Source organism: Geothrix sp. PMB-07 (assembly GCF_030758935.1).
Classification (GTDB): domain Bacteria; phylum Acidobacteriota; class Holophagae; order Holophagales; family Holophagaceae; genus Geothrix.
Genome location: NZ_CP132333.1, coordinates 1,199,792 through 1,219,539 on the forward strand (window position 1 = coordinate 1,199,792; position 19,748 = coordinate 1,219,539).

At 53.5% G+C, this 19,748-nt stretch carries 21 protein-coding genes; 5 read left to right on the plus strand and 16 right to left on the minus strand.

Features of this window, described 5'->3' with window-relative positions:
- Nucleotides 1–124 precede the first annotated feature (124 nt).
- Nucleotides 125–556, plus strand: a complete 432-nt coding sequence (gene tnpA / locus Q9293_RS05215; RefSeq protein WP_306246724.1) for an IS200/IS605 family transposase — start codon at nucleotides 125–127, stop codon at nucleotides 554–556.
- 1,336 nt (nucleotides 557–1,892) lie between these two features.
- Here the strand turns inward: tnpA (Q9293_RS05215) and Q9293_RS05220 are convergent.
- The 3 genes from Q9293_RS05220 to Q9293_RS05230 form a co-directional block, all read right to left on the minus strand.
- Nucleotides 1,893–2,681, minus strand: a complete 789-nt coding sequence (locus Q9293_RS05220) for a hypothetical protein (RefSeq protein ID WP_306250747.1) — start codon at nucleotides 2,679–2,681, stop codon at nucleotides 1,893–1,895.
- A gap of 1,878 nt (nucleotides 2,682–4,559) precedes the next feature.
- The gene (locus Q9293_RS05225; protein WP_372342197.1) at nucleotides 4,560–5,072 is read right to left on the minus strand and encodes a hypothetical protein; all 513 of its coding nucleotides are present in this window, start codon (nucleotides 5,070–5,072) and stop codon (nucleotides 4,560–4,562) included.
- Between the two features lie 168 nt (nucleotides 5,073–5,240).
- Entirely contained in the window at nucleotides 5,241–5,723 is a 483-nt protein-coding gene (locus Q9293_RS05230; RefSeq protein WP_306250751.1) for a hypothetical protein, read from the minus strand.
- Nucleotides 5,724–5,864: 141 nt separating this feature from the next.
- Here Q9293_RS05230 and tnpA (Q9293_RS05235) point away from each other — a divergent pair, with 141 nt between their 5' ends.
- Nucleotides 5,865–6,296: an IS200/IS605 family transposase gene (gene tnpA / locus Q9293_RS05235; RefSeq protein ID WP_306246724.1), complete on the plus strand. Its 432-nt coding sequence runs from the start codon at nucleotides 5,865–5,867 to the stop codon at nucleotides 6,294–6,296.
- Nucleotides 6,297–6,489: 193 nt separating this feature from the next.
- Here tnpA (Q9293_RS05235) and Q9293_RS05240 read toward each other — a convergent pair whose 3' ends face one another.
- From Q9293_RS05240 to Q9293_RS05270, 8 genes are all read right to left on the minus strand, one after another.
- Entirely contained in the window at nucleotides 6,490–6,951 is a 462-nt protein-coding gene (locus Q9293_RS05240; RefSeq protein ID WP_306250753.1) for a hypothetical protein, read from the minus strand.
- A gap of 108 nt (nucleotides 6,952–7,059) precedes the next feature.
- Nucleotides 7,060–7,413 carry a CPCC family cysteine-rich protein gene (locus Q9293_RS18640; protein WP_372342176.1) on the minus strand — a complete coding sequence of 118 codons (354 nt, stop codon included), beginning with the start codon at nucleotides 7,411–7,413 and terminating at the stop codon, nucleotides 7,060–7,062.
- Between the two features lie 108 nt (nucleotides 7,414–7,521).
- On the minus strand, nucleotides 7,522–7,773 hold the full coding sequence (locus Q9293_RS05245; protein ID WP_306250755.1) for a hypothetical protein: 252 nt from the start codon (nucleotides 7,771–7,773) through the stop codon (nucleotides 7,522–7,524).
- 1,215 nt (nucleotides 7,774–8,988) lie between these two features.
- Complete coding sequence (locus Q9293_RS05250) at nucleotides 8,989–9,663, minus strand: hypothetical protein (protein ID WP_306250757.1); 675 nt, start codon at nucleotides 9,661–9,663, stop codon at nucleotides 8,989–8,991.
- Between the two features lie 177 nt (nucleotides 9,664–9,840).
- A complete protein-coding gene (locus Q9293_RS05255) occupies nucleotides 9,841–10,191 on the minus strand; it encodes a DUF2200 domain-containing protein (protein ID WP_306250759.1) in 351 nt (116 codons plus the stop codon).
- Nucleotides 10,192–10,363: 172 nt separating this feature from the next.
- Complete coding sequence (locus Q9293_RS05260; RefSeq protein WP_306250761.1) at nucleotides 10,364–10,834, minus strand: hypothetical protein; 471 nt, start codon at nucleotides 10,832–10,834, stop codon at nucleotides 10,364–10,366.
- A 514-nt stretch (nucleotides 10,835–11,348) separates the two neighbouring features.
- Complete coding sequence (locus tag Q9293_RS05265) at nucleotides 11,349–11,600, minus strand: hypothetical protein (protein ID WP_306250763.1); 252 nt, start codon at nucleotides 11,598–11,600, stop codon at nucleotides 11,349–11,351.
- 151 nt (nucleotides 11,601–11,751) lie between these two features.
- A complete protein-coding gene (locus tag Q9293_RS05270) occupies nucleotides 11,752–12,315 on the minus strand; it encodes a hypothetical protein (protein ID WP_306250765.1) in 564 nt (187 codons plus the stop codon).
- A 546-nt stretch (nucleotides 12,316–12,861) separates the two neighbouring features.
- Between Q9293_RS05270 and Q9293_RS05275 the strand changes: the two genes are divergently transcribed.
- Together Q9293_RS05275 and Q9293_RS05280 are read left to right on the plus strand one after the other, a co-directional pair.
- Complete coding sequence (locus Q9293_RS05275; RefSeq protein ID WP_306246057.1) at nucleotides 12,862–13,128, plus strand: transposase; 267 nt, start codon at nucleotides 12,862–12,864, stop codon at nucleotides 13,126–13,128.
- Nucleotides 13,125–14,174: an IS3 family transposase gene (locus Q9293_RS05280; protein WP_306246055.1), complete on the plus strand. Its 1,050-nt coding sequence runs from the start codon at nucleotides 13,125–13,127 to the stop codon at nucleotides 14,172–14,174. Before Q9293_RS05275 ends, Q9293_RS05280 begins: the two co-directional genes overlap by 4 nt.
- A gap of 957 nt (nucleotides 14,175–15,131) precedes the next feature.
- Here Q9293_RS05280 and Q9293_RS05285 read toward each other — a convergent pair.
- Nucleotides 15,132–15,584 carry a hypothetical protein gene (locus tag Q9293_RS05285; RefSeq protein ID WP_306250766.1) on the minus strand — a complete coding sequence of 151 codons (453 nt, stop codon included), beginning with the start codon at nucleotides 15,582–15,584 and terminating at the stop codon, nucleotides 15,132–15,134.
- Between the two features lie 153 nt (nucleotides 15,585–15,737).
- Between Q9293_RS05285 and tnpA (Q9293_RS05290) the strand changes: the two genes are divergently transcribed.
- Nucleotides 15,738–16,169 carry an IS200/IS605 family transposase gene (tnpA, locus tag Q9293_RS05290; protein ID WP_306246724.1) on the plus strand — a complete coding sequence of 144 codons (432 nt, stop codon included), beginning with the start codon at nucleotides 15,738–15,740 and terminating at the stop codon, nucleotides 16,167–16,169.
- Between the two features lie 211 nt (nucleotides 16,170–16,380).
- Here tnpA (Q9293_RS05290) and Q9293_RS05295 read toward each other — a convergent pair whose 3' ends face one another.
- From Q9293_RS05295 to Q9293_RS05310, 4 genes are all read right to left on the minus strand, one after another.
- Entirely contained in the window at nucleotides 16,381–16,818 is a 438-nt protein-coding gene (locus tag Q9293_RS05295) for a hypothetical protein (protein WP_306250768.1), read from the minus strand.
- A gap of 180 nt (nucleotides 16,819–16,998) precedes the next feature.
- Nucleotides 16,999–17,652, minus strand: coding sequence for a hypothetical protein (locus Q9293_RS05300; RefSeq protein WP_306250769.1), 654 nt, complete (start codon nucleotides 17,650–17,652; stop codon nucleotides 16,999–17,001).
- Between the two features lie 33 nt (nucleotides 17,653–17,685).
- Complete coding sequence (locus tag Q9293_RS05305) at nucleotides 17,686–18,078, minus strand: hypothetical protein (protein ID WP_306250771.1); 393 nt, start codon at nucleotides 18,076–18,078, stop codon at nucleotides 17,686–17,688.
- Nucleotides 18,078–19,739 carry a hypothetical protein gene (locus tag Q9293_RS05310; protein ID WP_306250773.1) on the minus strand — a complete coding sequence of 554 codons (1,662 nt, stop codon included), beginning with the start codon at nucleotides 19,737–19,739 and terminating at the stop codon, nucleotides 18,078–18,080. The genes Q9293_RS05305 and Q9293_RS05310 overlap by 1 nt, the downstream gene beginning before the upstream one ends.
- Nucleotides 19,740–19,748 lie beyond the last annotated feature (9 nt).

Below are 19,748 nucleotides of genomic sequence, written 5' to 3' on the forward strand. Positions count from 1 at the left end.
AAGCTAACCAAAACATAAGGTAGGCCCCCCGCTATGCGGGGGCGACAGTCGGAGTTTGACAGCTACGGGAGTCCATCGCTGAACTGATCAGGTGAGCCGCCAAGCACACTTGAGGAGAACTGAGATGGACTTGTTTGAAAGTTTAAGTCACACAAGGTGGGAATGTAAGTATCACGTAGTGTTCGTGCCAAAACGAAGAAGGAAGGTGATGTATGGGAGGGTGAGAGAGCGATTGGGTGAAGTGTTCAGGCAGCTGGCTGGGCAGAAAGAAAGCAAAGTGCTGGAAGGGCACTTGCTGGCAGATCACGTACATATGTTGTTGGCGATTCCGCCGAAGTATGCCGTATCGCAGGTAGTGGGGTTTATGAAGGGTAAGAGCGCGATTTATCTGGCCCGTGTATATGGAGAAACGAAGAGGAACTTCACGGGTCAGCATTTCTGGGCGAGAGGATTTCTGGTGTCGACGGTAGGGAAGGACGAGCATCAGATACGGCAGTACATCCAGAACCAGGAACGCGAGGAAGAACGATTGGAGAAGCTGGAGCTTTGGCGCTAGGAGGCCACCGAGTAGGTGGCTCCAACCTTCGGGGCCGCGTTAGCGACCCCGTTTAGCCGCTTTGAGCGGCTCACATAATAAGGCCCCCGGCTTTGCCGGGGGATCGTTACCGGCCCTATTGCTGCGGGAACCAGGACGCTGAATTGTTTGAGGACACTAGCGCGCAGCGATAGGGTCCGAGTTGAGCGGAAGGTTAGGCACCCGATGACGCTGGGACCCACCCGGGTTTCGAGATGTTTGGACTGGGTGAAACGAATGGGATGCCGCCCGTGTGTGAAGAACGGCTGGGTTGACCGAGCCCAAAGGCAAAGAACTGGGGCGGATTGCGCCATGGGTGAGGCGAGTGAAGGAACGGCGGAGACAGGATGCCATGAGAAGCCGCTGGACTCACCGGAGGAGCGGCAGAGAACGTCTGCGCAGCGCGAAAGCGCAAGCCCGCCATTCATGGCGAGCCTGAGCTAAAGGGCCGCAGAGATTCGCGAATGGCAGGGCGAGGACGCTGAACCCGCACTCCGATTGAGAAGGATCGAACCCGGAAGGCGATGGGAATGCGCCGGGTGTGCCTAACGAATGAAGCTAAGCGGCACCGCCTGCACCGAGACGATGAACGGAGCCGAGATAGCGAGATGCTGAGAGAGAGCGGAAGGCAATGCAGGCGGGGTCCGACTTGAGCGAAGGGTTAGGCCAGACACCGAAGCCGCCAATACTGATTTCATTGATTTGAAGTCTCTGGTCTTATGACCGAATCGATCTCTGCTTCAGCTTGATATTCATTCCAATCTTCAACCTTTAGTGAGAGATCAGAAGTTCCTGGGAAATGAATTATGACGGAGATTTTGACTTGATCTGGGCGCACGAGCATCGATGGATTTAGATAAGCGAATCTAATAATGCTTTCACCGGGCTCAATGCCAAACGTTCTCTCATGAAGGTGGATGATTGGACTTGGGCCTCCATGGACGCTCCCCCCGGGGACACCACCAGAATATGGCCCAATGAATCCAGTTCGATCTGAGTAGCCGATAGCCAGTGACACGCGGAAGTCATAATCATCGAAATAGACGCGCTGCTTGGTTGTGTTCGTAAGCTTAACCATTAGGAGTGCTTTCCGACCGACACAAAGTGAGTTGTCCAGAAGGCTGATCGAAGCTTTGAGGGAGATTTTTTCAGCGGCCAATGCTGAGAAAGACCCTAAGGATAGAAGCATGGTGGCGAGTAGAAGTCTCATTGATGGCCTAACGAGTGAAGCTAACCGGCCCTATTGCTGCGGGGACACGGACGCTGAATTGTTTGAGGACTCTATCGCGCAGCGATAGGGTCCGAGTTGAGCGGAGGGTTAGGCCAGCTCGGAACATGCAAATTCTGGATAGATTACTAGGCAAGTGTCTTCGATGGTTTTAAAGATTATGATTTTATCGAATCCGTGAGGACAAAGCTCGATCGATAACTTTTTGGGGACCTGTTGATCCATCGCATGATCGAAGAAGTCCATGTACAGCAGTAGCCAGATCTTATCGATTCCTGAGTAAAGTCCCTTGGCGCGTTTCGCTTCCTTTTCTGTGACTCGGGCGTTCAACAGAGATTCATTGAGCGGATCTACGCTGAAGACGTTTTGGATAGACCATGTGTAATCATATACTTCACTGAAGTCATATATCTGCACCAGCGCAAAAACGCCCTCAAATGGGTGGAGCTCTGAGAGGCCAATCATGGTTGGGTCTGCGTAGGTGGGCGGTCTAAAGGCCACAGCACGGGCGATCACATCAGCGAGAAATTTGGATATCTCCTTAATGCGTTTTGGATCTATACCACTTCGTTCTTGGAATCCGAGAATCACACGATAGCGTTGCCCGGTTGATCTTATAAAGATTTCCCTGGTTTCACTTAGAACTCGATCCTGAAACTGAGCTTGAGGGCGCAGCCCATATTGATCGCGGCCATCATCTCTGAACAGTCGTGCCATCTCGATCCCGATTCGCTGGTTAGGGTTTTCAACGATGAAGTCGGGTTCCTTGCCTGGCTCGCCTTTCTTGATTGTTCCATCCGGGAAGAATTGGTAGGCATGACGAAACCGATCAAGAAAGGTTCTTTCCTGAATGTCCTTATTTTGGATCGGTGAGCTCATGGGGTGTGAGTGGCCTAACGAGAGAAGCTAATCGGACCAGCCGCAGCTGAAACGATTGGCAGAGAAGGGATGACTGAGTTGCCAGGGAGCAAGGACACGGCCGCTTGCGGCTGGGTCCGAGTTGAGCGGAGGGTTAGGCGTGTGCCGAGTCATTAACCCTCGGGGGCGGGTTGACGGTCTTCGGCTTCTTTATCTGAAACGATACGGTGGACTGGCAATTCGACCCAACCGTCCTTATAGACAAGACCAATATTCCAAAGAAAGCATGAGCAATCACCTTCTAGATCTGTAGCTCTCCATAGCTCAAGAACAGTTGGGCCTGCTTTGGCCTTTGCCTTTTTACGGATTTCAGTCTGCTGCCTCTTTGTAAGCTTGATCTTCATACCAGGTTTGAACTGGCTTCGTATCAGTGTTGCCTGCGATTTGGTGAGCTGAATTTCTATCACAGGCTCACCAGCAAGGCGTCCATCCGTGAATTTGAAGTCGTCTGCGAATAACGCAGCTGTGGAGGCGAAGAGCCAACCAAGAGTGAGAAGGGCTTTTCGGAGTCTCATTGAACGCCTAACGAGAGAAGCTAACCGGCCCTATTGCTGCGGGGACCGAGCTGCTGAATTGTTTGAGGGCTCTATCGCGCAGCGATAGGGTCCGAGTTGAGCGGAAGGTTAGGCACCCGATGAAGCTGGAGCCTACCCGGGCATTCGAGATGGCCGGATTGGGTACAGCGAATGGGGTGCCGACTGAGCGGGGAGATCGGCAGGGAAAGCCGAGCCCAAAGGCAAAGAACTGAGGCGGATTGCGCCAGAGGTGAGGCAAGTGAAGGAACGGCGGAGCCAGGATGCCACGAGAAGCCGCTGGGTTCACCGAATGAGTGGTAGAGAATGACCGCGCAGCGCGATAGCGCAAGCCCGCCATTCATGGCGAGTGTGAGTTACCGGGCCGCGGAGATTCACGACCGGCGGGGCCGGGGCGATAACCCCGCACTCCGATTGAGAAGGACCGAACCCGGAAGACGATGGGAATGCGCCGGGTGTGCCTAACGAGAGAAGCTAACCGGACCAGCCGCGGCTGGAACGATTGGCAGAGAAGGAAAGACTGAATTGCCAGGGAGCAAGGACACAGCCGCTTGCGGCTGGGTCCGAGTTGAGCGACAGGTTAGGCAGGCGCTCGGACAATGCCGATGGTAGCGCCAGGGCGATGAAGATGCTGACGTACGTTTGATCATTCGCCCGGCGTGGCGCGTGGACGAGCCGGGCGAGCGTAATCGGCGCAAATCCAGCGTGCGGCGCGGTGAAGTTGGCCCACCGAAGGCGTTGATCAAGCGTAGCGAATCAAAGAGCCATTCGTAGTTGAGCTGATGCCTAACGAAGGAAGCTAAGCGGCACCGCCTGCACCGAGACGATGAGCGGAGCCGAGATAGCGAAATGTTGAGAGAGAGCGGAAGGCAATGCAGGCGGGGTCCGACTTGAGCGAGAGGTTAGGCGCTCACTTGGTGGCGTTTATTGCGGCCGTGAGGAGTTCGCCTGTGATACTCCGATTCTTGTAATCGTCTACAAAGTAGTTGATTCGATTAGCAAGGTATTGGAGAAATATCCAACCGAGTCCGTGAAGTTCCTTCAATTCTGTTTGATTGAGCTTGATGAGTCGGTCGAAACTGACAAACGAAGCCTCGCAATGGACAAGTATGTAGCGCACCTCGTCGTCATCCTGTAAGAGGTGCCACCAGCTATCGTCAGTGTGGTAGGGGGCTTTGAGTACTGGTGCTAATCGCATTGGACGCCTAACGAGAGAAGCTAACCGGCCCTATTGCTGCGGGGACCGAGCTGCTGAATTGTTTGAGGACACTAGCGCGCAGCGATAGGGTCCGAGTTGAGCGGAAGGTTAGGCTGATGGCTCATGGCGGATCGCGAGGTAAATCAGGGCTGAGTATGAAAATTCAACTGCAGCTCCAGTAAAGGCCCCCATTGCGGGTGTGGCGTGGGTAATGGCAAGGATAAATGCGGCGATCGAGAGCGAGATTCCGCAAGCCCAGTACAAACGAGAACCGTACAAGGTTGTGAAAGTAAGGTACCTACCGCCGATGATGAGCAACATTGAAGGGAAGAATAAATCAATACGATATCTGGAAATCACAAAAGCCAAAGGTAGGCAAAGCAAGAGTTGAAATGTTCCTTCGAGTGCTAGTCTACCGAGCTTGTTTTCAGGTGCGTGTGAGCCTGGACGCCCGAGAACCTTGGTGATTACCACTCCGATGGGAAAAATGAACATGCCACCGATGAATAGAACTAGGACCGAACTCCCTGGAGAGCCCTTTAATGCAACAAGCCCAGAAGCAAGCCAAACCAGGCCGGATGCTAAGACACCGGGGGCGCCTCCAAGGTACGAGTGGCGCATATTGCGCTGAGAGTCGGCGATAGTCAGTGGCTGTTGATTGGGTTCCAAGTTGATAACCTCGTAGAAGCCTAACGAAGGAAGCTAACCGGCCCTATTGCTGCGGGACACGGGCGCAGAGTTGTTTGAGGACACTAGCGCGCAGCGATAGGGTCCGAGTTGAGCGGAGGGTTAGGTTTCGCACAATTCTGAGCCTTTCCTGCGGGACAGGAGCCGGCGCTGTGTTTTACGCTGTTCATTATTCTGAACATATTGAACGCTACGGACCGGATCGAGTTTCCACTGACTCGGTGTAAGCGGAACCCGATCGATGTTGCGGTGACCAACGGGAAGAAACCCGATTTGTAGAAATGTCACTCGGGCGAGAGTGGCGGCAAGGCTCGAAAAGAGTTCATCGAGTTCAGAGCACGATTCGACAAGAGAAATCCCCCGTTGGATATGGCTTTGAAGCTCTGCCATCCACTCATCGTCGTAGACCTGAATTGTTGCTGCGAGGGAGATGGAAATCGCTTTAAGTAGTCTCTTGGACTCCGTTCGCCAGGCTTTGATTGAGCCATAGTCCTTTACCTTGGCGAAGCTTTCACGGCCGAGAACTTCTTCGAACACGGCCTTCATCGCGTGGTATTGGCTTTGGTCGAAGCGAGTTTCGGGCATCAGAAACCTAACGAGTGAAGCTAACCAAAACATAAGGTAGGCCCCCCGCTATGCGGGGGCGACAGTCGGAGTTTGACAGCTACGGGAGTCCATCGCTGAACTGATCAGGTGAGCCGCCAAGCACACTTGAGGAGAACTGAGATGGACTTGTTTGAAAGTTTAAGTCACACAAGGTGGGAATGTAAGTATCACGTAGTGTTCGTGCCAAAACGAAGAAGGAAGGTGATGTATGGGAGGGTGAGAGAGCGATTGGGTGAAGTGTTCAGGCAGCTGGCTGGGCAGAAAGAAAGCAAAGTGCTGGAAGGGCACTTGCTGGCAGATCACGTACATATGTTGTTGGCGATTCCGCCGAAGTATGCCGTATCGCAGGTAGTGGGGTTTATGAAGGGTAAGAGCGCGATTTATCTGGCCCGTGTATATGGAGAAACGAAGAGGAACTTCACGGGTCAGCATTTCTGGGCGAGAGGATTTCTGGTGTCGACGGTAGGGAAGGACGAGCATCAGATACGGCAGTACATCCAGAACCAGGAACGCGAGGAAGAACGATTGGAGAAGCTGGAGCTTTGGCGCTAGGAGGCCACCGAGTAGGTGGCTCCAACCTTCGGGGCCGCGTTAGCGACCCCGTTTAGCCGCTTTGAGCGGCTCACATAATAAGGCCCCCGGCTTTGCCGGGGGATCGTTACCGGCCCTATTGCTGCGGGGACACGGACGCTGAATTGTTTGAGGACACTAGCGCGCAGCGATAGGGTCCGAGTTGAGCGGAAGGTTAGGCAGGCATGGGCGCACGCTTGAAGAACCCTACGATCAACGATGCCTTAGGAGGTTCAGGTAAAGAGAAACCAATGCAATTGATTGGACGCTCAGGGAATTGAGCGCACCATCCGGAAGGTAATAGCGAGTGGGGCGGAAACCCTGGTTCGCTGACAATCGCGCTGCCGCCTGCCGCAAAAACTTCATCAGAAGTGGCGCCAACCCTTAACTGTTCAGGTGTCTTGAACTCGGGATCCTGAGTGCTGATATAGATCAGGCGCTCATCTTGATCCACAGCGAGTTGAAATTTGATGGCTGCATAGGATCGATTAACGTAGGGGAATGGCGGGTGTCTGCCATAGACGGTTAGATAGCCATCTCTCATGGCGACATCGAATTTTTCGCCGATCTTTGGTAGGGCAACGGCCTGTGACCAGGCCAAAGAGCAGGCTGCGAATAAGAGGAGCGGTGTCTTCATTGGCTGCCTAACGAGAGAAGCTAAACGGCCCTATTGCTGCGGGAACCAGGGAGCTGAATTGTTTGAGGACACTAGCGCGCAGCGATAGGGTCCGAGTTGAGCGGAAGGTTAGGCGTCAGCGCGCCAATAATAAGGTGGGTTTTCCTTACATGCTGCGTGGAAATAGTTAACGCCGGATCCATTGGACGGATTCTCAACTGAACATTCAGAAGGAAAGAGTGGCCTCCAATCAGTGGCACGCTTATACCCCCGCCATTCGGAAATCTCGGGCGGAAGGTCATTAAGTATGTTGATTTGGTTATCAAGAAGGCTGCCTCCATTTGCCCCACCCCGTAGCCCTGGTGTTGCTAGCTGAACTGGATCATCCTCCCAGCCGCATAACGGGCATATGTCGTAAGAACCGATTGGCTCATCGAACACGATGAAACCGCACGAAGGACAAGGGTAGTTGGGGGAGTTCACATGACGCCTAACGAGAGAAGCTAACCGGCCCTATTGCTGCGGGAACCAGGTTGCTGAATTGTTTGAGGACACTAGCGCGCAGCGATAGGGTCCGAGTTGAGCGGAAGGTTAGGCTGAGCCTGAACCAGGATCGGGCTGGTCTTTCTTGGGTTCATTTTGAGCCTCAATTACATGCTTGGCTTTACCGGATTCAAATATTTGCTGAAGGCCAAGAGTGACTGCACCAAGTGCGTTCGTTGAGGACTTGCGCTTTCTCCAGTAAATCCAGCCGCGGCGCTCAGCCCACAACCCCACTCGGTCAATTAAGTAGAGAAGCACTAAAGCCGCAGCGATGATGAGGATGATGCGCAGTGGTTTCACGGGGCGTTTCTGAGAAGCCTAACGGATGAAGCTAAGCGGCCACGCCTGCACCGAGGCGATGAGCGGAGCCGAGATAGCGAAATGATGAGAGGGAACGAAGGCAATACAGGCGGGGTCCGACTTGAGCGCAGGGTTAGGCCGATCAGGGATCATTTCATGGACTCTTCGATTCGACGGAATTCTGCCGAAAGAACCGATTCAACGGAGCTAATCAATTCTTGGAATTGAGGTAGCCGTTGCTGGATCGAGTCGTAATCGCATGTACGCATTGTTAGGCAATGAATGGGCCCGCGTGATGACTGCGCTTTGACCACCTTGGGTTTTCGCACCCTCAGATCAGAATGTGCGAAAAGAGAATTGCGAAGATCGTTCAGTTCCTTATGAAGAGGGAGAAGCGCCTTCGGAACGCAGTTTTTCTTAAGTTGATGCTTTGGTAGTAAGTTTCCGAAATTGGTGGAAAATGGCCGTGCGTAACATACGGCCATATCCCTGATGAGAGATTTTGCAATTTCGGAATCAGAGCAAATTGAAAGGTGATGTGCAATCTGAAGTGCCTCCACCATGTCCCAGTGAAAGAGGCGAAGAAATTCGTGTAGTTCTTGTTCCTCTGGGGTCATGGGTAAGGCCTAACGAGAGAAGCTAACCGGCCCTATTGCTGCGGGAACCGGGACGCTGAATTGTTTGAGGACACTAGCGCGCAGCGATAGGGTCCGAGTTGAGCGAAAGGTTAGGCACCCGATGAAGCTGGAGCCCACGCGAACATTCGAGATGCTCGGATCGGGTGCAACGAACGGGATGCCGCCCGAGCGTGAGGAGCGGCGGGGATACCCGAGCCCAAAGGCAAAGAACTGAGGCGGATTGCGCCAGGGGTGAGGGGAGGGACGGAACGGCGGAGCCAGGATGCCACGAGAAGCCGCTGGATTCACTGGAGGAGTGGCGGAGAACGGCTGCGCAGCGCGACAGCGCAAGCCCGCCATTCATGGCGAGTCTGAGCCACCGCGGCGCAGAGATTCGCGATTGGCAAAGCCAGGGCGCTGAACCCCGCACTCCGATTGAGAAGGATCGAACCCGGAAGCTGATGGGAAAGCGCCGGGTGTGCCTAACGAGAGAAGCTAACCGGCCCTATTGCTGCGGGACACGGACGCTGAATTGCTTGAGGACACTAGCGCGCAGCGATAGGGTCCGAGTTGAGCGAAGGGTTAGACCGCGGGCCGATCATTTTCTTGGTGGGAATGTGATTGAAAGAGAGGATTCACGAATTTTCGTTGCTTCGACTGGATTGACCACAGCGACATGGAAGCCTTTCTCATCGTGGTAAATGATCTTGGCTTCATTAGGGCTGAGTGCAACAACTTGATCTAAGACGACTGAACCTGAGGCCAGTGTTGATTTCTTGATGCCCTTTAGGTCTGAAAGCAATATCGAGGACATATTTGGATTGTTTGGATCAACCAGGTTGTAGACCTTACCAAGGGGACTATCCATGCCTGTACCTGGAAGAGCGATGGTTCGATCACCTTCGATAGATAAGTCCGAGTTTGGAAGTAGCCACCAGGACCTGCCATCAGCAGTGTCAATGAAGAGGATGTTGTGAGCGGTACCACTTCCGCCCTTGATGCTGAACGAGCCTGATTCTGGAGATCGGAGTTCAGCCCGGATTATCCCTGTTGATGCGATTTGCTCAAATTGGGCAAGCCTGAGTGTAGGTTTACCAGCTTCGGCAGGAGCTACATTTGGGGAGGGCGCTTGTTTCGAGGCCGAGGAACTGAACAAGGCCGAAACAAGGGTTGAGGTGATTCCTACAATTGCTAGCAAAACCAGAAGCAAAAGCGCGACAGCATTGATTCGCCAAACAATTCGAAACACTCGCGACCATGTTGCTGATTGCATGGAATACTCCGGGATTCGATTGTTGGGTGGCGGTCTAACGAGAGAAGCTAACCGGCCCTATTGCTGCGGGACACGGGGGCTGAATTGTTTGAGGACACTAGCGCGCAGCGATAGGGTCCGAGTTGAGCGGAAGGTTAGGCAGATGTTGGTTGGAGATGCCATTCGTTTGGCCTCGGTCTATTGGCGCAGAATCTTGTCGATGGATTTGCCTTTCGCGAGTTCATCAATGAGCTTATCGAGGTGCCTGATTTTCTGTGTGATCGGATCCTGAATCTCCTCGACCCGAATGCCACATACGACACCTGTGATTTTAGAGCTGTTCAGATGAATGGTCGGAGCCTGGTCGAAAAAGGCCTGAAAATCAATGTTCACAGTCTTGTGTTGGTTGAGTTGGTCTTGGCTGTAACCCGTCAACCAGCAGATGATCGTGTCCACCTCTTCTCTCGTCCGATTCTTTCGCTCGGCCTTCTGGACGTACAGCGGATAGACAGTCGTGAAGAGCAGTTTTGAGATCTCGCGTGCGGGCATGATGGCGGCTCACTGAAATGGATTTCGGAGATGCCTAACGAGAGAAGCTAACCGGCCCTATTGCTGCGGGACACGGACGCTGAATTGTTTGAGGACACTAGCGCGCAGCGATAGGGTCCGAGTTGAGCGGAAGGTTAGGCAGGGCGGAAACGCATTCGGTTTCGATGAATAGTCACTCGTGCTCATACGATACTTCAAATTCTATCAAGCGGTTTCTCGTGAATCTAAAGGTAAGGAAACTCCAGTCGTAGCTTAGTTCGTATTCGATGGATTCATCCTTAGATATTGCAGGTTGACCCAGTAGCTTGATGATCTTTTCCTTTGTATCGCCGAGGGCGACTCCGAGTGGGAGCCGAATCGTTGGGTCTGTGATGACGACCGCAACCACCTCATCCTTGGTGTAGCGATCACCTCGGATGAATTCGAATCTGAAGCCACGATGCAACTCCGTATGGAATTCACCGTCGAGTTCAGAATTCGGGTTTCGATACTTTTCCATCCAGTGACGAAGAACAGAAGCTCGATGTGCCTTGAAGAAGGCTTTCCCAAATGGGATGAACTTGTTGATTGGGGCATTCGCTTCATATTTCACTGGCGGGGTTTGAGCGCCAAGCGAGGCTATTGCCGAAATGGAAATGGCCACAGTCAGGTTTCGGAGAACCATTGGGACCTGCCTAACGAGAGAAGCTAACCGGCCCTATTGCTGCGGGACACGGGCGCTGAATTGTTTGAGGACACTAGCGCGCAGCGATAGGGTCCGAGTTGAGCTAGGGGTTAGGCCGATGATAGTAGATCAGTGTTTAAGCCGTTCATAAAAACCGAGCCACCTTTCAGGTTCGGGATAGGTGGTCTTAACTTTGAGCCGGATCTCGCCCTTCTGGGGCAACCACCAGTCACGGAATTTGAACCAATAGTCCTCCCCATAGCCCATGCGCCATCCGATGGAGCCTAAGGGAATATGAGGATATTTAACCCAGGGTGGAACCATCAGACCCGCTTGGTCGAAGTCAGGGATCGGTGGGTCTGGGGCCTTTTGAGGAGTGCTCATTCAGCGGCCTAACGAGAGAAGCTAACCGGCCCTATTGCTGCGGGGACACGGACGCTGAATTGTTTGAGGACGCTATCGCGCAGCGATAGGGTCCGAGTTGAGCGGAAGGTTAGGCTGAGCCTGAACCAGGATCGGGTTGGTCTTTCTTGGGTTCATTTTGAACCTCAATGACATGCTTGGCTTTGCCGGATTCGAATATTTGCTGAAGGCCAAGAGTGACTGCACCGAGTGCGTTCGTTGAGGGCTTACGCTTTCTCCAGTAAATCCAGCCGCGGCGCTCAGCCCATAACCCCACTCGGTCAATTAAGTAGAGAAGCACTAAAGCCGCAGCGATGATGAGGATGATGCGCAGTGGTTTCACGGGGCGTTTCTGAGAAGCCTAACGAGTGAAGCTAACCGGCCCTATTGCTGCGGGACACGGGCGCTGAATTGCTTGAGGACACTAGCGCGCAGCGATAGGGTCCGAGTTGAGCGAAAGGTTAGACGTGCCAAAGCTCATGACCCTAGATTGTTCAGAAGCGAACACCAGCGTAGATACCAACCTGCAGCTTAGGACCGTCGTTTTCCTTTGTGAAAGGAGCAGCCACTTCAAGACCAATGAAGGGCTTGATGAGAGGAGTCGGGAAGGCATAGCCTGCGTTTACGCGGGCCCAGGGCCGACTGTATGAATTCGTGGTGGTGAAGATGTTAGCCTTAGTGGTTTTCTCGAAACGATAATCAACACCTGCGCCGACTGCGACCAATGCCTTAAAATTAAACATGGCACCGATGGCCCAGTATTCAGAGCCGAGTTTAGTTGGGACAGTCACGCCGTTCGGTTTCAGATCTGTGTCTGTCTTAGGCTGGTAGGCGGCTGTGACCTGGAACAAGGCTGGACCCATGTCGAACCAGGAATAGCCAACTCGCGCAGCGACCACAGTTTTCGAGTCGAAATCGAAGGCGACCGGGTCTGAATGGCCAGCGAAACCTGGCGCCGTGCTACTGGTATAGTTCTGCTGGGAAATGTTGACCCCGACTTCGAAATTCTGAGCGGCCAATGGGGCGACTAGAATCAGGACGAGCAGTAACTTTTTCATGTATGGCTCCATGTGGGGAGGCCTATTCATTAGGCCAACCCTGTTGAAAACATAATGACGACTCACTGGTTATTTGTTGCCGGGTAGCTGCGAACGGTATCGAAATGGGGGCCGAACGGTATAAGCGACAGCAAGGCTGAGTGGACGTCTAACGAGAGAAGCTAACCGGCCCTATTGCTGCGGGAACCTGGATGCTGAATTGTTTGAGGACACTAGCGCGCAGCGATAGGGTCCGAGTTGAGCGGAAGGTTAGGCCGTTTGTACATTTGTCTTCGTTCGCTTAATGTACAAACTGAACAAGAAAACTATGGCGAGAACGCCGGTAAGAATCAGAACAACGGTGAATTCACAGGCGTATAAGTGTTTCACTATTGAACTGAGAAAATAGACCCCAAAGAAGATGTTTGATAGCAGGGAGAAACGATTCGTTTTGGAAGATAAGACTGCAGCGATGGAAATTCCTACGAGAAACAGGTCGAATTGGCCTGTCCCCTCCAAATAGAGCCAAGCTAAATGTTAAGGTCCACTCCAAAGGAGTCGGATCCAATGAGGACAAGCAAGTTCACCGAGGAGCAGATCGTGGGGCTTCTCAGAGAGGCGGAGAAGGGGGAGCAGACGGTCGATGCCCTCTGCCGGGCCCGTGGGATCACGGCGCAGACCTTCTATCGATGGCGAAAGAAGTATGGCGGAGTCGAGGTTTCCGATGTCCGGCACATGCGGCAGCTTGAGAAGGAGAACGCCCAGCTCAAGCGCCTTCTGGCAGAACGGGAGCTGGATATCGCAGCCCTGAAAACGGTTCTTCGAAAAAAATGAGTGGCGCGTCGCAGCGAAAGGAGGGGGCGGCATACCTGACGGCCACCGGCTTCTCCCAGCGGCGCGCTGCCCGGGCCATGGGCCTGAGCCGTTCCTATGTCCGGTATTCACGCCGGGTGAAACTGGATGGGCTGGACGAGCGGATCGTCCAGCTTGCCCATGCCAACCCCCGCTATGGCCACCGGCGCGTCTGGGCCCTCCTGAGGCGGCTCCAGCTCCGGGTGAACCTGAAACGGGTCCACCGGGTTTTCAAAGCCCATGGCCTCCAGGTCCGGCGGCGTCCCAAAAAGCACCTCCGGACCGGCCAGCATGTGCCGATGAAATCCGGGTATCCCAACCAGGTCTGGTCCTACGACTTCGTCCACGACAGCTGCCTGAACGGCGAGGTCGTGAAGTGCCTGACGCTCACCGACGAGTTTACGAAGGAGGCGTTGGTCATCGAAGTGGCCTCCTCCTTCAAGGCCGAGGAGGTCATGCAGGTCCTCAAACGCTTGTTCCAGACCCGGGGATGGCCCGCATTCCTGCGCAGTGACAACGGCCCCGAGTTCATCGCCCATGACCTCCAGGTCTGGCTGATGGCCACCGGTGCCCAGACCTTCTACATCCCCCCGGGCTCGCCCTGGGCCAACGGCGTGGCCGAGAGCTTCAACAGCAAGTTCCGGGACGAATGCCTGAACATGGAGGCCTTCTCCAGCCTGGCTGAGGCCAAGGTCATCGTCGAAGCCTGGCGCCGTCGCTACAACGAGGAGCGCCCGCACAGCAGCCTGGGCTACCTCACCCCAACCGAGTTCCGCTGCACCATTGAACTGGCTCAGCTCGGTCTCCCTGCGACGGGGGCTCTGCCCCCGGACCCCCGGGATTTATCGCTTTGGGCACCCCCGGTGGAGGCCAACGCCCTGACAGAAAAGGCCAGGGCGTTTCCCCTGGCCAACACCGTCCGGTGCATCTCCGAAGCGCTCAAGTCGCTTCCCAGCGTTGCTCTACCCTCTCCGGAGATGGAAGCCAAGCTACCATCTCCTGGAAGCTCCTGGCCAACCGGCCATTAGCTCTCTCTTTTTCAACCCGACCTTCACATTTAGCCCGGACCTAAATCTGGGAACCGGCCAGAATAAGTTATGGACATAAGTGGCTTGCGATGAATTGTTCAGTCCGCCATGGATTAACCAACTCACAAGGTCAAGTGCAGAGCTGAAGCCAAGAAATGCTACAAAAAAGGCCATGCCGAAGTTCGACTTTGGTTCCGAAGGGAAAACAACCTTTGTGTCCATAGGGATCTCCAGCTTGTTTCTGAATTGAGGGAAGGCCTAACGAATGAAGCTAAGCGGCACCGCCTGCGCCGAGATGACGAGCAGAGCCGAGATAGCGAAATGTTGAGGGAGAGCGAAAGGCAATGCAGGCGGGGTCCGACTTGAGCGGAAGGTTAGACCGACCGCGCTACTCATTTGGAACCAGACTTTTTCAGCCGGTCAGCCAAGAATACTGCGGCTTGAAGAGGGGCGGCTCCAAGGAATAGCAACTGATGGAGCCGAGGTTCGATTTTTAAAAGGCGGCCGCCCCAGTAGGAGGTACCCATATAGGCCAAAACTGACACCACAAGGAGAATCGGGGAATCAGTGATGGCGGCAGGGAGAAGGAAGAGAATGGTGGCTATCCAAAAGACGAATGATAAAAGCAGCCAACTCGCGGATGTGGTGAAAAGTCTGAAGCACAAAGAGATGGTGACTGTTGCCTTTAAGGCATTAAGGGCGGGCATTGCGAAGAAGACACACAGGGCGGCACAGCTAATGACAAGCCATCCAAAGAAGAACCCCATTGCGATGTTATGTATCAACGTTGGTACTCCCTTTTCGATGACAACCTGAGCTAAATCGGCGGGCTAACGAAGGAAGCTAACCGGCCCTATTGCTGCGGGACACGGACGCTGAATTGTTTGAGGACACTAGCGCACAGCGATAGGGTCCGAGTTGAGCGGAAGGTTAGGCTGGGCACTACGCTCGTATCAGTCATTTGGTGATTTCGATAATATGATTGTCAATGTGCCATGAAGAGAATCGTTTTGAGCCGTATACATGAACATTAACTTTTATGCTGTTTACTTCAAATCTATAGATCCATTCTACATCGCCAACCGGCCCAAATTCCCAATACCGACCACTCGCACCGAAGCCGCCATTCGAGGGTTCGATTCTGGGTTGCTGGTTGATGAGTCTTGAAAGCCTTGGGTCCTTCTTGAGCAGTTCAACGGAATCGTGAGCTAGGGGAGAGTTGGCAAATCTCTCGTGAACCAAATCCGTGAGAATGCATCCATCGCCCATCGGATGTTCCCAGGTTTGGTAAGCGGAATAAGCCGAGAACGCACAGACCAGCCCCGAAATTGCTACAGCCAGGCCGAGCAATTTCCCCAGACGGGACCCTCGTGGGGCTTGTACGACTTGGTCTGAAATAGGCCTGGTCATGTCGTTCTCTGGAGGAAGCCTAACGAGGGAAGCTAACCAAAACATAAGGTAGGCCCCCCGCTATGCGGGGGCGACAGTCGGAGTTTGACAGCTACGGGAGTCCATCGCTGAACTGATCAGGTGAGCCGCCAAGCACACTTGAGGAGAACTGAGATGGACTTGTTTGAAAGTTTAAGTCACACAAGGTGGGAATGTAAGTATCACGTAGTGTTCGTGCCAAAACGAAGAAGGAAGGTGATGTATGGGAGGGTGAGAGAGCGATTGGGTGAAGTGTTCAGGCAGCTGGCTGGGCAGAAAGAAAGCAAAGTGCTGGAAGGGCACTTGCTGGCAGATCACGTACATATGTTGTTGGCGATTCCGCCGAAGTATGCCGTATCGCAGGTAGTGGGGTTTATGAAGGGTAAGAGCGCGATTTATCTGGCCCGTGTATATGGAGAAACGAAGAGGAACTTCACGGGTCAGCATTTCTGGGCGAGAGGATTTCTGGTGTCGACGGTAGGGAAGGACGAGCATCAGATACGGCAGTACATCCAGAACCAGGAACGCGAGGAAGAACGATTGGAGAAGCTGGAGCTTTGGCGCTAGGAGGCCACCGAGTATGTGGCTCCAACCTTCGGGGCCGCGTTAGCGACCCCGTTTAGCCGCTTTGAGCGGCTCACATAATAAGGCCCCCGGCTTTGCCGGGGGATCGTTACCGGCCCTATTGCTGCGGGACACGGACGCTTAATTGTTTGAGGACACTAGCGCGCAGCGATAGGGTCCGAGTTGAGCGAAAGGTTAGGTGCATGGGCGGCATTCATTTCTTGTTCTTGCAGTAAGAAAGAACCATTTCACTGGATTCCAAAATGGTGCCATAGCCCCCATTGGCCACGACGAAGCTCTGAACCTTGCCCGTTGGGGTTTCTATATTGAGAAGAAACACGTCTCCGAGACCGGGCATGTTGGAGGTTGGATAGGAGAAGAAAATCGACCCACTGAATGCTGCTGAGCTTCCGCCGAAATAGTAACGAAGGGTTTCTCCAGGGTTCGATGCGTGAGAACCGGCTAGATCAATAGTGACTGTCGATTTAGGCGATGACTTTGATTCAGCCACGATATACCCCTGAGGAACGTGGTGTTCCGCCTGGACATAGAAGGCTCTAGCCTTACGGTTTCCGGAGGTAAAAATGCCGATGCTGCCAATGGCAATGCCGAGAACCAAAACAACCGCGTATTTGGCGAACTGAATGTTCATGGCAATTCCTCTGGGTGGGAAGCGGTTGAGTAGCACCTAACGAAGGAAGCTAACCGGACCCGCCTGCACCGAGGCGCTGGGCGGAACCGAGGAAGCGAGATGCTGAGAGAGTGCGGAAGGCAATGCAGGCGGGGTCCGAGTTGAGCGAAGGGTTAGGCGCTGGGCAGATGGGTGGAATAATTAGGAAACACCCAAGCTGACTTTTAGGGACAGAATGTTTTCAATGAATAGAGCTCCTTGTGCACGAAACGCTTCTAGGGCTTTATTGATATTTCCGAGGACCCCATCATAGGAGGATCCATAGTTACTTTCTCTGAAACTCGACTGGAAGAAGAATTGGTACTCTTCGGCGAGTTGGTTGAGAATGTTGATACGGTAGCTGATTTCTAAAAGCCTCGTCTGCATATCATCGTTCAAGTGTTGGAAGCGTGAAAAATTGGCCTCCAGCAATGGAGCATGGCACTTTTTCAGGGCTAGCCCTTTGCCCTGCTCTTCAGATTGCTTTGCAACAGCGACGGCCAACTGTTCGTCATCTAGCGTCATCGCTTGCTCTAAGAACTTAAGCACAGATCCAGCCTTTGGCTTGTCCTTATATATCTTGAAGAGTGACAACTGCCATTTCACATTGTCTCTATTCAATTGATTGAATCGAAGGTCAATCAGGAACACAGCCCCCAGAATCTGGTAGCAGAGCTCGTCCAGTTCTTTGATGATAGAGACTTTGATTGCATCAACCTCGCGTTTTCGCGCGATTTTATCGACGATAACTGGGCTGAGTAATCCAAAAGACCAGCCCAGGATTAGAAAAAGTATTTTCTCAATCGATTCCGGCATGGGCTCTCCATTGAGTGCGCCTAACGAGTGAAGCTAGGCACCTTCCAGTTCCACCATGGAAATTGTTGTATCCAACATCTGGCTGAACAGCTTCTGAGTGGCGTCGACCATCGGACCATTGGCTGCCTCGATGACGCGGGTGCCAGCCCAGCTCGCCATCGTCCCGAAAATTGGGGAAGCTCCCATCACTAGAAACCAAACGACGAACAATTTTGCGTGAGCTTTGGCGAAAAATTTTAGGCTCTTAGCTCCGTCGGTGCTGTCGCCCACCCAGTTCAGGTACTGGTTCAATAAAAAAATGGCTCCGGCCGCGGCCCACACCACCGTGGAAACAACCCCAATCACCATGTTCGACGAGGCGTCGAGCAAGCCTTTGACAATGATGTAATAGAAATTTGCGATGTTCTGAATCAGGTGGTTGTCCATCACGACCTCCAGCTCGACAGGTTGAAACTTTTTCCAAAGACAGCCCTCGCACCAGCATCCAGGCCCTCGAATACAGGCTGGAGTGCGCCAAGGCTCATGGTTTTGCTGAATTTCACGTATCCCGTTACATCACTCAACCGGTTCGCGAGTTTCGCAGGGAGGTCTGCCGCGATCGCCTCGGCCGGGTTTTTCACCTGTTGAGCAGATGATGCAGGAATAGTTCCTGGCAGCGTAGCAAGCTGGTCGGGTACGCGAACCGGAATCATCGTCGGACTGGGAAGTTTTGCGAGGATCAGTCGCAGGCGAGCCATCGTCGTCTCCTGTTGAATCTGTAAATTCAGCAGTCCCATTTGCTCTGCATACCATTGATCGCCCATGATTCCGCGCATGTCCTGGAAGGCGCGAGCCTTCTGGGAAGCAAAATCCCGTAGTTTGTCGTTCTGGTCCTGGATTTGGGTCAACAGATTGTGCTTGAGCTGCTCCTCAACATTTGTGCCGGTTGCCTCCGCATGGGCGTTGGCTAGCATCGCTGCTGAAAGCTGCTCCTTGTTGGCGGTTTTCCCGTTGTTGTCGCCAAGTGTGTTAAACCAGCTCGTAAATGAAAGAACCCCCTCTGCGGGAGGCTTGTACTGACTTTTTAGCTCCTGGATGTTGTCGTGCTTCGTGCTTTGTCTTTTCGCCACTTCTCCGACCGCCACTCGCAATCGCGCGACAATAGCAACCACCTCCGTCGCCTGGCCATCGATTTTGAGTAGGCGATTTGCTGTGTTTTCAGCGGCCTTAGTGTCCTCACCTTTGGCAAGCGCATCGTTTAGGTCAGAGAGGAGTTTCAGTGCCGCCTGATAGGTCGGGTCGTCCTGGCCGCGGGCCGAGAGAAATTCTGCTGATCGTTGAAGTGTTTCACGACGCTTACGAAAATAGGCCTGCGTCTCCTGCTTGAGGCCGACATAGGTGCTAGCGTCGAATGGGACATCGTAATAAGCCTCCTCGACCTCGTTGATTTTCTGCGCACTGCGCCAATTGCCCCACGCGTCTTCTGTGGCACGCTTTTGCAACTCGGCAGAGGACAGGTTGGCGTCATCAGCGCGCCTTACAATCGTAAAATGGTCGAGATCAAAATTCAGGTTGCCGGTCTTAAGACCGGCATAGATGTCTTCAAAGCCGCCGAAATTCATTCCGGGAAGATGGGGCGAGTTCAGCCTCTGCTGAGGGCGCAAAACTGGACGCAACACCCAGTGATCCTCGGCTCCATCGGTATGGCTAGCGAATGCCTCCAGCATTGGCATGCCCTGAATCAGGTTGATTGATGTGTTCGGGTTGGTAACGCGCTGGTAAAGGCGTACGCCGTTTTGATAGTCCTCGTATGTGGCCATGGCCTGACGAACAGCCCAGTAGTCTGTGGTTGCTTTGGAGTCCAACCACTGGAGGTCTGATTTGACCTCACGATATGCCGTCTTCATGTATTCGGCGGCGCGCTGCCAGAAGGCAGGAACGTCGGTGGTTTGGGCATTGGCGGGCATTGACCCAAGGAGCAAAAGTGAAGCGAGGGCTCCGCTCGTCAGCCTTCTTCCCAGGCGCCACGAGGCGAACGTCTCGGCGCTCAGCAATGGGAACACCGCCGACACTACCAGGTAGGCCACTTCATGAAATATATTCCCCATTTATTTCTC